Below are 14,502 nucleotides of genomic sequence, written 5' to 3' on the forward strand. Positions count from 1 at the left end.
TACCCGACTTCCGCACCCGGCCCGAACGCGACACGACCGACAGGGAGCTGACGTGACGACGTTGCGGCCCAGCGAGCAGAGGCGTGACCTCGGCGTTGTCCAGTACAGCGCCCCGCCCGTCCCCCGTTCCCTTTCCCCTCTCCCCTGTGCGGAGAATCTCGATGCGTACATCAGCACATGAACGATGGAAGCGGCCCCAGCCGCCGGGCGACGACGAGCGCACACTCAAGGAGCTCGGATACACCCAACAACTACACCGTCGCATGGGAGCTTTCGGTAACTTCTCCGCCTCCCTGTCGGTCATCTCCATCATGTCCGGGACGCTGCTGCTCTTCGGCTACGGCCTGAACAGCGGCGGGCCCGCGGTGGTGGTGTGGGGGTGGCTCGCCGTGGGGCCGCTGGTGCTGTGCCTGGCCGCGGCGCTGGCCGAGATCACCTCCCGCTACCCCACCAGCGGCGGCCTGTACTACATGGCCCGCCAGCTCGGCGGTGAGCGGTGGAGCTGGTACACCGGCTGGCTGAACCTTCTGGGGCTGCTCGGCGGGATCGCGGCCCAGGACTACGGCATCGCGACCTTCACCGCCGCCTGGGCGAACCTGCAGTTCGGCTACGTGCCGACGCCGGGGTCCCTGCTGGTCATGTACGCGGTCATCCTCGCGCTGCACGCGGTCCTGAATCTCTTCGGCAGCCGGCTGATGAACGTCCTGACCTCCCTGAGCGCGTGGTGGCACCTGGCCGGAGCCGTCGTCATCATCGGCGCCCTGGCTTTCGTCCCCTCTCACCACCAGCCGGCCGGCTTCGTATTCTCCGAGTTCACCAACAACACCGGCTGGTCGAGCCCCGTGTACGTCATCCTGCTGGGCATGCTGCTGCCGTGCTTCGCTTTGGCCGGCTACGACACCTCGGCCCACCTGAGCGAGGAGACCAGTGGCGCTTCCGTGGCCGCGGCGCGCGGGATCATCCGCTCGGTGGCGGTGTCCTGGATCGCCGGCGGCATCCTGCTGATCGCCTTGCTGTTCGCCGTCCAGGACTACGCCGCGACGCTGGGCAGCGAGACCGGGGTGCCGGTGGCGCAGATTTTCCTGGACGCTCTGGGCGTGGCGACGGCGAAGGCGTTGATGCTGGTGATCATCGTGGCGCAGTTTCTGTGCGGCTACGCCGTGACCGCCTCCGCCAGCCGCATGATCTACGCCTTCTCCCGTGACGGCGCCCTGCCCGGCTCGGCGCGCTGGCGGAAGGTCAGCCGTCGTACGGCCGTCCCGGCCAACGCTGTCCGGCTCGCAGTCGGTGTCGCCTTCGTGCTTGCCCTGCCGTCCCTGTACTCCGCCACGGCGTTCTCGGCGGTGACCGCGATTTCCGTCGTGGGTTTCACCCCGGCCTACGCCATCCCGGTGCTGCTGCGGCTGCGCCACCCGGACCGGTTCACCCCCGGGCCCTGGCACCTGGGCCGCTGGAGCCGGCCGATCGGCTGGGCGGCAGTACTCTCGGCAGCCGGCGTATCAGTGCTGTTCCTGCTGCCGCAGTCCAGCCCGGTCACCGCCATGAGCTTCAACTACACCCCCGTCGCCCTGCTGGTGGCCCTCGTCATGGCCGCGCTGTGGTGGCGGTTCGGACGCCGCTCCTACGGAGTGCCCCGCTCCAGCTCAATGAAAGCCCACGATCAGATCGAAGAGGCCGAGAACATCACCTGACGGAACACGCAGATCCGTGGCGCTAGCCCCGCCACCGCACCCCGTGCCGCCGCCGCAGCCGGTGGATCTCCCACCAGGCCAATGCCGTCACCGACACCGGGCCACCGAGGAACGCACAGACCGCGAGCGGCACCGGGCCCGGCGGCAGGCCGCCCGACGACAGGCCGAGGAAGGCGAACACCCAGACCAGGGCGGAGGTGACCAGCGCGGGCAGCGCCGCGTGCACGGCGGACAGGTTGAAGGCGTGGCGCAGCGCCGGACCGGAGGCGAAGCAGAGGAAGAAGATCACCCACCAGAACGGCGCCCAGCACACGAACATCACGGACGCCCGGAGCAGCAGCCCGAACAGCCCGTTGGCGCTGCTGGGCAGCAGCCCCATCCCCTTGCCCGCCGCTATGAACAGCAGCGGCACCAGCGTCCAGGCGCCGAAGTACCACAAGGCCGATCGGCCGGCCGGCCACAGCTGCGTCCGCATGGTCCGCCGAGCCCCGGGCCTGGCCGCCCAGAAGAGCAGCGCCACGACCACCGCCGCGCTCAACAGCGCCAGCCAGGGTGCGAACAACACCCGTTCCAAGACCTGCTTCTGTGCCTCCGCCACGTCCTTCCTGCTACCGAACACGGTCAGCAGCCCCACCGAAATGACGAGGGCAGCCCAGGCCCGCACCCGCTGCACCCGGAACACCTCGGGATCCTCGACGTGCCCTTCCGGGCGTACGGGGAAGACCCGTCGCGCCATGCGGCGGGCCGTACGGGCCAGTTGGTAGCCGGCCAGCAGCGGCACGGTCAGCCACCACAGGCATGGGAGGACCAGCACCAGCAACACCCCGCCGTGCACCTGCTCCCGCCGCCCCCGCAACACCTCACCCAACGGCGGCCATTCGTCCTCACGCAGCCGTCGCCACAGCGGCGTGTACGGGCGCGGAGGGTCGCCCGGGGGCCGTGGCGGGTCGCCCCCCGGGCCGCGGCTCGCCGTCCGGCGCCCGCCCGGGCGGGCGGGGCGGGTCGATGCTCATGGGGTCCCTTCCACCGTCCCGGAAAAGGACGCGCCCCGGCTCGGCCACGGTTCCCGACACCGGGACGCCCCGCACTGCCAGGCCGCGCCGCGCCGGCCCCGGCGCCGGGCATGGGGCGGCCCGGAAGAGTTCCTCAGGGCGCCGGCCTCAGTACCCTGGGGATCATCACACTGAGTAGTACACGACCGCCGCCGAAGGAACCCGCCATGAAAATGCTCATCAACGTTCCCGAGTCCGTCGTCGCCGATGCTCTGCGAGGGATGGCTGCTGCTCATCCTGAGCTCAGTGTCGATGTCGAGCACCGCGTCGTCGTGCGGCGGGATGCGCCCGTGGGCGGGAAGGTGGGGCTCGTGTCCGGGGGTGGGTCGGGGCATGAGCCGTTGCACGGGGGGTTCGTGGGGTACGGGATGCTGGATGCCGCGTGTCCCGGGGAGGTTTTCACCTCTCCCGTTCCGGATCAGATGGTGCGGGCGGCGGCGGCCGTGGACAGCGGCCGGGGCGTGTTGTTCATTGTGAAGAACTACACGGGTGACGTCCTCAACTTCAACATGGCCGCGGAGCTCGCCGAGGACGAGGGCATCCAGGTGGCCAGCGTGCTGGTCAACGACGACGTCGCGGTGACCGACAGCACCTTCACGGCGGGCCGGCGCGGCACCGGCGCCACCCTGTTCGTGGAGAAGATCGCGGGCGCGGCGGCCGAGGAGGGGGCGCCGCTGGAGCGGGTGGAGGCGCTGGCGCGCCGGGTGAACGAGGCGTCGCGGAGCTTCGGCGTGGCGCTCGGCGCGTGCACCACGCCCGCCAAGGGCAGCCCGACGTTCGACCTGCCCGCCGGGGAGCTGGAGCTGGGCGTGGGGATCCACGGCGAGCCGGGCCGGGAGCGGCGCGCGATGATGACGTCCGGCGAGATCGCGGACTTCGCCGTGGACGCGGTCCTGACGGACCTGCGGCCGGGCGGCGAACCGGTGCTGTTGCTGGTCAACGGCGCGGGCGGGACGCCGCTGCTGGAGCTGTACGGGTTCACGGCCGAGGTGCACCGGGTGCTGCGCGAGCGCGGCGTGCCGGTCGCACGGACGCTCGTGGGCAACTACGTGACCTCCCTCGACATGGCGGGCGCCTCGGTGACGCTGTGCCGGGCCGACGAGGAGATCCTGCGGCTGTGGGACGCGCCGGTGCAGACGCCGGGCCTGCGCTGGGGCCGATAGCCGCCTCCTGAGATCATCAAAAGACCATTAGAGACCGTTAGGGACCGTCAGCCCCCTCGCGGGCGGCTGACCGAGCCCAGCCACAGCGTGTCGCGCGCCCGGGTCATGGCGACGAAGAGCTGGCTGCGGTGGAGTTCGCGGCGCTCGCGGGCGACGCCCTCGTCGGTACCGTCGCCCGCGCCGGCCGCGGCAGGGGCGTCGTGGTCGGGCAGGTGCACGTGCTTGAACTCCAGCCCCTTGGCCCGGTGGTAGCTGCCCAGCTTCACGCCGGGCACCGGGCGGCCGTCGTACTGCTCCAGGGTGATCGCGGGTATGCCGTCCCGGGCGAGGAGGCGCCGGTAGCGCGCCCGCTCCGCGCCGGTGCGGCAGAGCACCGCCGTGTCGGGCCACGCCCCGGGGCCCAGGGCGTGCAGGGCGGCGAGGAGGGCCGCGTCGTGCTCGGCGAGGGTCGCCGCGGCGACTCTGGTGACGCGGCCGTCGCCGCAGGTGAGGTCGATGTCGCGGCGCCCCGCCGTGGGGGTGCCGTCGATGTCGTCGAAGGAGTCCTGGGCGACGACGGCGAGGGCGGCCTCCAGGACGGCCTTGGCGTTGCGGTAGTTCGTGCGCAGCACCTGCCCGCGGTCGCCGCGCACGTCGACGCCCGCGTCGGAGAGCCGGAAGCCGCCCGGGTAGACGGCCTGCTGGCCGTCCCCGACCAGCAGCAGGCCGTTGTCCGCGTCGCCGACGAGCGCGTGCAGCAGGCGGACGCCGACGAGGGTGAGGTCCTGCACCTCGTCGACGACGACCGAGGTGTACGGGCTGCTGCCGGGGTGGGCGAGGGCCTCGTCGAGCGCGAGGGCGAGCACGTCGTTGAAGTCGTGCACGCCCTTGGCGGCGAGGTTGCGCTCGTACTCCTCGTACAGCGCCCACACCGCCTGCCGGTGCGGCCGCCGCAGGTGGGTGCGGCGGCGCACGCGCCGCAGCGCCGCGTACTCCTCGAAGTCCGTGATGCCCCGGCCCTTGACGACGTAGTCGATCTCCTCGCGCCAGTAGCCGGGGGCCGGGTCGAGGGCGGCGAGCACCGTGTCGCGGCCGTGGTGGGTCCAGGCCCGGCTGAAGGCGTCCTCCGCCTTGCCGCCGTCGAGCCTGCTCGCGATGCCCCGGCCGCGGAGGAACTGCCCGGCCCACGCGTGCAGGCTGCTGAACTCGACCCGGTCGGCGACCGCGGGGGCCATGGTCTTGAGGAACGTGCTCTGGACGCGGGGCAGGTTGTTGGCGAAGGTGACGTAGAGGATCCGTCCGGAGGTGCGCTGGGCGAGGTGGGCGGCGCGGTGGAGGGCCACGACCGTCTTGCCGGTGCCCGCAGGGCCGCTGACGCGGGCGGGGCCGGACCAGTTGCGGCGGACGAGGGCGAGCTGGGCGGGGTGGAGGAACGTCATCCACTGTTCGATCGGGGCGCTGCGGGCGGCTTCCAGGGCCGCGTTCCGGATCTCCTCGGCGTCGAAGAGTGCGTCGTCGGCCGCATCCGGAGCCGGGGCGAGCGCCGCGGCCGGAGCCGAGGCGGGCGCCGCGGCCGGTGCCGGTTTCGGCCGCGGGGATACGGCGGTGCTCTCGTACGCGGGGAAGGCGCGCTCCAGGTGGTCGGCGACCGCCCGCACGTCGGCCGGACGGAGGCGGGTCCGCTCGGCGACGAGGGCCGGAGTCACCTCGCGCTCCCCCAGCAGCCGTACGGTGCCGAGCGCGGCGTTCACCGACCGGCCGGCGAAGACCATCAGCGGCTGGACGGCCACGGGGGACAGGTTCATCCCGGAGACGGCGTTCTCCGCGGTCCGCGTCATCCGGAGCAGCTTGCCGATCTCGCCGTCGCAGCTGCGCCCGCCGGCCGTGAGATGGCCACCGGCCGTCTCGGGGGCGTGCCGCCAGTTCTTGACGTCGATGACGAAGACGCCGCCGGGGCCGACGAGCAGCATGTCGACGTTGGCCGAGCGGGTGCCGGGCCAGCGGCGGTCGAGGAGCAGCCGCCAGCCGCGCCGGGTGAGCACCTGGAGCTTCGCGGCGACCTGGCGTTCGCCTTCGCTCGCGGCTTCCCAGTTGCGGACCTCCCACCGGGCCGCCCTGAGCTGCTCGCGCAGCTCGCGTTCGTACTGCCGGGCCTCCTGCGCCCGCTTCCACGCCGATCCCCCCGCGGCCATGCGCGCCCCCTCCACCACCCCGGACGTAGAGTGATGATCGTATAACCGAGGGGAGCGAACGGGGTATCTCCCGCCTATCTTCTGCCCATCTCTCACCCTTTACTTGACGTTGACAGCTGCCCACGCGGCCGCCACCGCCGCGTACGGGCCGCTGCCGGTGCCGTACAGCTCCCCCGCCGCGCGCAGGGTCGCCGCACGCGCCGCCGCGTAGTCCGTGCGGGAGGTCATGTGGACCGTCAGCGCGCGGTACCAGATCTTCTCGGCGGCGGACAGGCCGATGCCTTTGACGGGCTTGCCGTCGTACGTGGGGCTGTCGTAGTGGACGCCGCCCACGTCCTTGGGGCCGCTGCCCTCGGCGAGCAGGTAGAAGAAGTGGTCGGCGGGGCCGCTGGAGTAGTGGACGTCGGCGTTGCCGATGCCGGGGTACCAGTAGTCCTTGGAGGCGCCGTCCCTGGAGGGCTTGTCCATCCAGCCGCGTGCGGTCGTGCCGGTGATGTCGGTCCGCTCGCCGGTGAGGTAGTCGCCGGGGTCGACCGGGTTGTGCGCGGAGAACTCGGCGGCCGCGGCGAAGATCGTGCTGGTCGCCTCGTTGAGGCCGCCCGCCTCGCCGCTGTACTCCAGGCCCGCCGTCGACGCGGTGACGGCGTGGGTCATCTCGTGCGCGCCGGCCTCGATGGTGAGGACCGGCTCCCGGCTGCCGGCGGCGCCGTCGCCGTAGGTCATGCAGCCGCTGACGGCGTCCCAGAAGGCGGAGGAGTAGTTGTTGCCGTAGTGGACGCGGCTGCAGTTGCCGCGGCCGTCGCCGTAGACGCCCCTGCGGCCGTGGGTGTTCAGGTAGTAGTCCCAGACGACGGAGGCGATGTAGTGGGCGGCGACGCCGGCGGTCTGCCTGCCGCCGTCGCACCAGTCGTTGTCGGCGTCGGTGAAGAGGGTGCCGTTGCCGGTGGTCGAGCCGCCGAGGTCGTACGTCCTGTGATGGCCGCGCCCGGCGTCGTCGAGCTCGTACCGGCCCGTGGTGGTGTTGTGCGTGGTGCCGAGAACGACTTCGCCGACCGTGCTGCCGCCGCAGCCCCTGCCGGTGGCGGGCTCGCCGGCGGAGCGGGTGCCGGCCTCGGCGGGGCCGGACTGCAAGCCGGCGAGGAGGAGGACGGCGGCGGCCGGCACGGCGAGGACGACGCTCATGCGAGACATGGAACGAGCGTGCCATCACTCGCACGCCTTGTCAGGAGCTTGACAAGCGAGGTCTGCGCGAGCGGTGCCTGCGCGAGCGATGTCTGCGCGCCATGCCACCTGCCGGTCTCCTGGGTTCGCCGGCTGCGGGCCGTCCCCGGCCGGTCGCGCAGTTCCCCGCGCCCTTTATGGAGCGCGGGCGCAGAGACGAGCCCCCCTCAGTCAGGACCCGTCGGCGTGTGCCGCAGATACGCCAGTACAGCGCTCACCCGCCGGTGCAGTTGCGGTATTTCCGCGAGCCCGAGCTTGGCGAAGGTGGAGTTGACGTGCTTCTCGATGGTCGACTCGGACAGCCGCAGCGACTCCGCGATCGCGCGGTTCGTCTTGCCCTCCGCCATGTGCCGCAGGACGTCGAGCTCCCTGCGGGTGAGCCGGGACAGCGGGGCGTCGGCGGCGCGGGCGTGGCTGCCCATCAGCACCTCCACGATGCGCGGGTCGACGACGGAGCGGCCGGCGACCACCTCGCGCAGGGCGCGCAGCAGTTCGTCGACCTCGCCGATGCGCTCCTTGAGGAGGTACGCGAGGCCGTCGGTGCCGCGCCGGAAGAGGTCGAAGGCGTAGTTCTCGTTGGCGTGCTGCGAGAGCACGACGACGCCGATGCCGGGGTGGCCGGCGCGGATGGCGTGGGCGGCCGCGATGCCCTCCGTGTGGTGGCCGGGCGGCATGCGGATGTCGGCGATGACGACGTCGGGGCGGAGCCGGCCGACGGCGTCAAGGAGCTCGCCGGCCGTGCCCACCGCCGCGACGACGTCGGCCTGGCCGGTGTCCTCCAGCAGCCGGCGGGTGCCCTCGCGGACCAGGTAGTGGTCCTCGGCGATGACGACGCGCAGGGGGTCAGGCACGGGTCTCCTCCCTCACTTGCTTCTCCTGCCTCACCCGCTCCAGGAGCCGGGCGCGGATGACGGTGCCGGTGCCGGGACCGCTGGTGATGGTGAGCTCGCCGCCCACCGCCTCGATGCGGTCGCGCATGCCGGTGAGGCCGGAACCACGGGTGGTCTCGGTCGGGAACCCGGCGCCGTCGTCGCGGACCTCCACCAGGAGCCGGCCGCCGCCGCGGGCCATGCGGATGGCGACGTGCGTGGCCGCGGCGTGCTTGAGGACGTTGGTGAGGGCCTCGGAGACCAGGTAGAAGGCGGACTCCTCGACGTCGAGGGCGAACCGCACCCCGCCCAGCGACTCCTCGCTGTGGACGGTGACGGGGATGGGCATGCGGCGGGCGCACGAGGTCACGGCGGCCACGAGGCCCTGGTCGGTGAGGATCGGCGGGTGGATGCCGTGGGCGAGCTCGCGCAGCTCGTCGATGACGCGGTAGGCGTCGTCCTGCATCTCGGTCAGGGCGGCGTCGATGTCGCCGCCGCGGCGCAGGCAGCTGCGGGCGAGGGCCAGTTTGGCGACGAGGGCGACGAGCTCCTGCTGGATGCCGTCGTGGAGGCGGCGTTCGATGCGGCGGCGCTCGGTGTCCTGGGCGTGGACGATGCGGGCGCGGGAGGCGTCGAGCTCGGCGGCCTGGCGCTGCACCTCCTCCACGCGGGCGGAGAGCTCGGCGGCGAGGCGGACGTTGTGCACGGCGAGGGCGGCCGAGCGGGCCAGGGTCTCGCCGATGTCGTGGTCCTCGGGGGTGCAGCGGCCCTCGGCCTTCGGGCCGTACTCGATGAGGCCGAGCACGTCCTCCCCGTAGAGGAGGGGGAACTCCCCGAGGGGCTCGGCGGGCAGCCCGCCGGCGCCGGCGGGCCGTGCCCCGGCCTCCCCCACGGAGACGGGTAGTCCCTCGCCGCCGAGCCGGACGCGCACCCACTGGAGGTTCAGGCCCTCGTGCAGGCCGGTCGCGAGGCGGGGCGCGAGCCGGCCGAGGTCGTAGGCGTGCTCCAGGGTGGTGCCGAACTGGACGAGGAGCTCGAACCTGCTCAGGCGCTTGCCGAAGACGTGGCGCTCGGCGAGGGCGTTGAGCCGGGCGCGCAGCGGCTGGAAGAGGGCCGTAGCGACGACGGCGACGAACAGGGACAGGCCGACCGGGAGGTACTGGCCGGCGGTGAGCCCGAGGGTCAGCGCCATGCCGAGGTACCAGCTGTTGATGATGATCCACAGGCATCCGTAGACGGCCGAGCGGCGGATGACGAGGTCGACGCCGAGGAGCCGATGGCGGAACGCGGCGTAGACGATGGCCAGGGCCATCGCCACGTACGGCAGGGCGCCCAGGACGGCGCCGACGAAGTAGAGCATGCCCTGCTCGCCCTGCCAGGTGCGGAAGAGGCGGGAGGCGCCGCGGGCCAGGAGGAGGACGGCGCCGGGGACGGCGAAGGGCAGGAGGGCGGCGATGTCGCGGCGGCCGGCCGCGGGGGCGCGCAGGCAGCGCAGCACGAGGAGGGCGGCGCCGAGGCCGGGCAGCCACGCCTCGGGGTAGTAGAAGACGACGTAGTGGACGGTGAGCCGGCTCATCCCGGTCAGCGGCAGCAGGGCGGGCAGGGCCAGCAGGCCCCACAGGGCGCCCAGGACGCGGCGCTCGTACGGGAAGGCGTACCTGCCGTCGGGCAGCAGGGCGAGCAGCCGCACCACGAGGATGCTGACGATCAGGTCGCAGGTCTGGCTGAGCACCTGGAGGCCGTAGTCCGCGGGCAGGTGCAGGGCGCCGGGCGCCGGGCGGAGGTTCCAGTCGAAGGCCCGGATCAGCAGAGTGGTGCTGTAGCGAAACGCAATGGTCACCGAGAGCCAGGTGCCGATCAGGAGAAGTCGCTTTGCGACCGGACTTGTCGGCGCGTGCCACCACGTGAACAAACCGGCGAAATAGCACGGGAGAACGGAACCCAGGATCCACGGCAGCGTATACCGGTTCTGCAACTGGGTGGTGCCGATGAGCGTCGCCCAGAGCATGCACAGTCCGCCGCACACCGCGACGATGTGCATCCCCCGGTTTCTGGCCGCTGCCATAAGGGACATTATCGCGGGCCGCCGGCGGAACCGTCCAGAGAGGAAATCCACCGTCGCGCATGGCGGAGAACCTCCATGCGGTTTGGGGGACCACCGGGTGCCCGGGAAAAGCCGCCGGGCCGCAGACTCATGACGCCGCTTCCACGGCATCGCTTCATCGGCATCGCTTCCGCGACACCGACATCGGCATCGACGTCGACATCGCATCCATGACATCGCTTCAGGGAATTCGAACGGAACGGTGGCTGCCATGAGTTCTTCCTCCGGTCCAGAGGTGGTCGTCTGGGACACCACCTACGCCTGTCCCCTGCGCTGCTCGCACTGCTACTCGGAGTCGGGGCGGCGCCCGTCCCGGCAGCTCGGCCTGCAGGACATGCTCCGGGTGACCGACGCCCTGATCTCCCTGGGGCCGCGGGTCGTCGCCCTGTCCGGCGGCGAACCGCTCCTCGTCCGGGGCCTGTTCGAGGTGGCGGCGCGGCTGCGCGACGCCGGGGTGCGCACGTCCGTCAACACCAGCGGCTGGCTGATGAACCGGCCCCTCGCCGAAGGGCTCGCGGACCACTTCGACGAGGTGATCGTCAGCCTCGACGGCGCGACGCCCGGGGTGCACGACCGCATCCGGGGCCGGGCCGGCTCCTTCGACCGGGTGATGGCCGCGCTGGGGGTGCTGGACGAGGTGGCCGGGGAGCGCCGGGCGGCCGGCCGGCAGGGGCCGCGCCTCGGCATCGACTGCGTGGTGATCCGCAGCAATTTCGGGCAGCTGGAGGACTTCGCGGCCGTCATCGCGCACCGCTTTCCCCGGCTCAACACCCTCGCCTTCAATTCCGCCGTTCCCGAAGGCCTCGCCAGCCGCCCGGAATTCTGCCGCCGCGAACTCCTCGACGACGCCCAGGTGGCACACCTGACCAGCGACGGGCTGCTGGCCCGGCTGCGCGAGCTCGCTCCCCCGTCCGTATCCGTCTTCACCACGGACAACTTCAACCTCGTCATGACCCCCGAGCGGGTGGCCCGCCGCGTCGACACCCTGGTGATGCAGGTGGAGCCGGACGGCAGGGTGCGCGGAATCCCCGTGTACGAGGGAACGGTCGGCAGTCTGCTGGAGGAGCCCGCGGCGCTGCTGTGGGAGCGCACCCTGGAGCGGCTGAACGACCCCTTCGTCGTGGAGACCCTGTCCTCGGTGCGCTCCATGGGGACCTGGGCGGAGGCGGTCCGGCGCATGGACCTGCGCTTCGGCTCCCCGGAGGACGTGCTGAGGATCGGCCGGCGCTCGGTCCGTACCAATCCCCCGGAATTCGCTGAAGCGGCCGATCCCGTAGCCGGTTGATTCCGCGGCCGACCCATCCAACGGCCGGCTGTTTTCCGGGCCGCATTCCGCGGACAGGCCGCGGCCCCCGTAAACCCCGCCGATTCCAGAGATTCCCGAAGTCTTCAAAAGAATTTCTCAGAGTTCCGCAGACTTCCACAGACTCCCAAAGGCATCGAGAGGCACCGAGAGGAGGGGCCCGTCTTGATGAATCTCAAGGACTACGACCGTTTCTACCGGGCGGACCCGGACTTCTTCGAATTCCCCGAGCGCCTCCCCGACACCTCCGGGCGGCTTTCCGCGGTCCTCCGCGAACCGCCGGCGGGCTGGGACCGTACGGACCGCGGCTGGTGGGTGGCGCTGCGGCCGCGGGCGGTGCGCGTGCCCGCGCAGGGCTGGCGGATCCACGTCTCCGTGGCGCTCCCGTACGTGGCGCGCGCGGCGGAGACCGTCCGGGGCTTCTGCCTCCTGCGCGGCATCCCCTTCGACGTCGTCCGCAGCCTCGACGCCGCCCGTGCGCTGGCCGGTGAGCACGCCGACCGGCTCACGAGCGGCGACCTGATGACGCTCCACCCCGCGGGCGAGGCGGAGCTCGCCGGGGCGCTCACCGAGCTGAACGCGCTGCTGGAGGCGCTCCCGGGCCCGTACGTCCCGGGCGGGCTGCGCCACCGCGCCGGGCCGCTGTACGTGCGGTACGGCTCCTCCGGAACGCTGCGCTGCCCCGAGCCGGCCGCCGCGTACGGGGCCGGTGACGAACCCCGCCTGGTGCCGGCGCTGGAGCGCCCCGACGGCACGCTCGTGCCCGAGAACCGCCGCCCGGTCTTCCGCTGCCCGGACTGGGTCGCACTGCCGGAGTTCCTGCGCCCGGACCTGGAGACGCTGCACGCCGCGCCGGACGAGCCGCTGCCCTACCGCGTGCTGCGGGCGCTGAAGGCCACCACCGGTGGCGGCACTTACCTGGCCGAGGAGCGCGCCACCGGCACCCGCGTCGTCCTGCGCGAGGCCCGCCCCCACACCGGCCTCGACGGGCGCGGCGACGACGCCGTCACGCGCCTGGCCCGGGAGCGCGCGGTCCTCGGCCGGCTGGCCGGGCTGGACTGCGTGCCCCGCGTCCTCGGCCACCACGTCCGGGCCGGGCACCACTTCCTCGCCCTGGAGCACGTCGAGGGCCGCAGCCTGGCCGAGGCCGCGGCGGCCGCCTTCCCGCTGACCTCCGAGGCGCGGGCGGCCGAGGAGGCGGCCGCGTACGCCGACCGGTCGCTGGCCGTCGTGGCCCGGATCGCCGGTGCGCTGCGCGAACTCCGCACCCGGGGCGTGCGCCTCGGCGAGCTCAACCCGGGGGACGTGCTCCTGCGCCCCGACGGGCGCGTCGTCCTCACGTGTCTCGCGACGGCCACGGACCTGGAGGACGACCGGGCCCCGGCCCTGGGCGAGGAGGGCTGCACGGCACCGCCCGGCCTCCGGGGCGCGGACGCCACCGCGTACCTGCTCGACGCCCTGCGCCTGTGGCTGTTCCTGCCCGTCCCGCACCGCAGCCCTGCAACCCTGCGCGCCCTCGCCGCGGCCGCCGAGGAGCTGTACCCGCTGCCCGCGGGCTTCGGCAGCAGGCTGCTCGCGGGTCTGCTGCCGCATCCGGCGGCGTACGGGGCGGCCCGGGAACGGGAAGAGGACGAAGAGGACCACGCCGCGCTGCTCGCCGCGGAAGACCTCAACTGGCCCGCCGTCCGGGACTCCCTGGTCGCCGGGATCCACGCCATGGCCACCCCCGGGCGCGAGGACCGGCTCTTCCCCGCCACCCCGGCCGGCCCGGACTCCCTCGGCGGCCACGCGTTCGGCCACGGCGCGGCCGGGGTCCTCTACGCCCTGCACCGCGCCGGCGCCGACGTGCCGGAGCGGTACGTCGCGTGGCTGGTGGACGCCGCGACGCGCGACGCCGATCCGCAGCCGGGCCTGTACGACGGGCTGCACGGCGTCGCGCTGGTCCTCGACCTGCTCGGCCGCCGGGACGAGGCCCTCGGCGTCCTCGCCCGCTGCCGCCCGGCCGAAGCCCGCGTGATCCGCCCGGACCTCGCCGGCGGCAAGGCGGGCATCGCCCTGAACCTGCTGCGGTTCGCGCGGGTCACCGGCGACGCCGGGCTCCACGAGGCCGCGCTGCGCACCGCCGGCGAGCTCGCCGCGCTCGTCACGGCCGGGCCGCTCACCGCCCGGCCCGGCGTGCCGCCGCCTTACGGCCTGCTGCACGGGGCCGCCGGGATCGCCCTGCTCTTCCTGCACTTGTACGAGGAGACCGGCGCGGCCCGCTGGCTCGATCTCGCCGACCGCGCCGTGGGGCACGACATCGATCGGTGCACCGTCCAGAAGGACGGCGCCCTGACCCTCTTCGACGGCACCCACCACCTGCCGTACCTGCACGGCGGGAGCAGCGGGCTCGCGTTCCCGCTGCAAGGGCTGCTGCGGCACCGGCCCGGCGGCGGCAGGGCGGCGACGCTCGCCGCCGTCCGGGACACGTGCCGGGCGCTGTACGTGCGCAACGCCGGGCTGCTGCGCGGGCGGGCGGGTGCGATCGCCACGCTGGCCGCACTGGACGGTCACGGGGGCCGGCCCGGTGCGGACGTCCGCACCCAGGTCCGCCGCCTGGCCTGGTACGCGCACTCCTACCGCGGGCACCTCGCGTTCCCGGGCTTCCGGATGCTGCGCCTGTCGGCGGACCTGGCCACGGGTTCGGCGGGGGTGCTCCTCGCCCTGGGCTCCGCGTTCGAGGGGAACGGCACGGCGGGGCGCGGTCCCGTCCTGCCGTACCTCGACCCGCGGTCGTCGTCCCGACGAGCCGAAGAGCGGAGGTGATTCGGATGACGGAGATCCTGGAGCTTCAGGAGCTGGAGGAGGAGACCCCTGCCCTGTGGCCCTGTGCCAACAGCTCGCACAGCAGCCTCGGCATGGGCTGACGGTCCGTGCGGCTGTACGGCC

General features: G+C 73.0%; 9 protein-coding genes. 4 read left to right on the forward strand and 5 right to left on the reverse strand.

Annotation, left to right across the window (positions count from 1 at the left end; translation table 11 throughout):
- Positions 1 to 161: 161 nt before the first annotated feature.
- A complete protein-coding gene (locus D7231_RS17260) occupies positions 162 to 1,691 on the forward strand; it encodes an amino acid permease (protein ID WP_120756339.1) in 1,530 nt (509 codons plus the stop codon).
- A 22-nt stretch (positions 1,692 to 1,713) separates the two neighbouring features.
- Here the strand turns inward: D7231_RS17260 and D7231_RS17265 are convergent, their stop codons facing one another.
- Positions 1,714 to 2,550 (reverse strand): hypothetical protein, encoded by an 837-nt coding sequence (locus D7231_RS17265; protein WP_324197171.1) that lies wholly within the window; start codon positions 2,548 to 2,550, stop codon positions 1,714 to 1,716.
- 360 nt (positions 2,551 to 2,910) lie between these two features.
- Between D7231_RS17265 and dhaK the strand changes: the two genes are divergently transcribed.
- Positions 2,911 to 3,906, forward strand: coding sequence for a dihydroxyacetone kinase subunit DhaK (gene dhaK / locus D7231_RS17270; RefSeq protein WP_120756340.1), 996 nt, complete (start codon positions 2,911 to 2,913; stop codon positions 3,904 to 3,906).
- 47 nt (positions 3,907 to 3,953) lie between these two features.
- Here the strand turns inward: dhaK and D7231_RS17275 are convergent, their stop codons facing one another.
- The 4 genes from D7231_RS17275 to D7231_RS17290 all read right to left on the reverse strand — a co-directional run bounded on the left by D7231_RS17275 (position 3,954) and on the right by D7231_RS17290 (position 10,232).
- Entirely contained in the window at positions 3,954 to 6,077 is a 2,124-nt protein-coding gene (locus D7231_RS17275) for a nuclease-related domain-containing DEAD/DEAH box helicase (RefSeq protein ID WP_120756341.1), read from the reverse strand.
- Between the two features lie 99 nt (positions 6,078 to 6,176).
- Positions 6,177 to 7,268 (reverse strand): M4 family metallopeptidase, encoded by a 1,092-nt coding sequence (locus tag D7231_RS17280; protein WP_120756342.1) that lies wholly within the window; start codon positions 7,266 to 7,268, stop codon positions 6,177 to 6,179.
- A gap of 197 nt (positions 7,269 to 7,465) precedes the next feature.
- Complete coding sequence (locus tag D7231_RS17285) at positions 7,466 to 8,149, reverse strand: response regulator (RefSeq protein WP_241999770.1); 684 nt, start codon at positions 8,147 to 8,149, stop codon at positions 7,466 to 7,468.
- A complete protein-coding gene (locus D7231_RS17290; protein ID WP_147449750.1) occupies positions 8,142 to 10,232 on the reverse strand; it encodes a sensor histidine kinase in 2,091 nt (696 codons plus the stop codon). The genes D7231_RS17285 and D7231_RS17290 overlap by 8 nt, the downstream gene beginning before the upstream one ends.
- Before the next feature lie 250 nt (positions 10,233 to 10,482).
- Here D7231_RS17290 and D7231_RS17295 point away from each other — a divergent pair, with 250 nt between their 5' ends.
- Positions 10,483 to 11,556 carry a radical SAM protein gene (locus D7231_RS17295; protein WP_120756344.1) on the forward strand — a complete coding sequence of 358 codons (1,074 nt, stop codon included), beginning with the start codon at positions 10,483 to 10,485 and terminating at the stop codon, positions 11,554 to 11,556.
- 186 nt (positions 11,557 to 11,742) lie between these two features.
- Positions 11,743 to 14,379: a class III lanthionine synthetase LanKC gene (gene lanKC, locus D7231_RS17300; RefSeq protein WP_120756345.1), complete on the forward strand. Its 2,637-nt coding sequence runs from the start codon at positions 11,743 to 11,745 to the stop codon at positions 14,377 to 14,379.
- The last annotated feature ends 123 nt before the right edge of the window (positions 14,380 to 14,502 follow it).

The organism is Streptomyces klenkii (assembly GCF_003626645.1).
Lineage (GTDB): Bacteria > Actinomycetota > Actinomycetes > Streptomycetales > Streptomycetaceae > Streptomyces > Streptomyces klenkii.

What these genes read in the sequence shown, in the direction of transcription:
- lanKC (WP_120756345.1), top strand. Translation starts at nt 11,743, where the DNA reads ATGAATCTCAAGGACTACGACCGTTTCTACCGGGCGGACCCGGACTTC.
- D7231_RS17260 (WP_120756339.1), top strand. Translation starts at nt 162, where the DNA reads ATGCGTACATCAGCACATGAACGATGGAAGCGGCCCCAGCCGCCGGGC.
- dhaK (WP_120756340.1), top strand. Translation starts at nt 2,911, where the DNA reads ATGAAAATGCTCATCAACGTTCCCGAGTCCGTCGTCGCCGATGCTCTG.
- D7231_RS17290 (WP_147449750.1), bottom strand. Translation starts at nt 10,232, where the DNA reads ATGGCAGCGGCCAGAAACCGGGGGATGCACATCGTCGCGGTGTGCGGC.
- D7231_RS17275 (WP_120756341.1), bottom strand. Translation starts at nt 6,077, where the DNA reads ATGGCCGCGGGGGGATCGGCGTGGAAGCGGGCGCAGGAGGCCCGGCAG.
- D7231_RS17280 (WP_120756342.1), bottom strand. Translation starts at nt 7,268, where the DNA reads ATGTCTCGCATGAGCGTCGTCCTCGCCGTGCCGGCCGCCGCCGTCCTC.
- D7231_RS17295 (WP_120756344.1), top strand. Translation starts at nt 10,483, where the DNA reads ATGAGTTCTTCCTCCGGTCCAGAGGTGGTCGTCTGGGACACCACCTAC.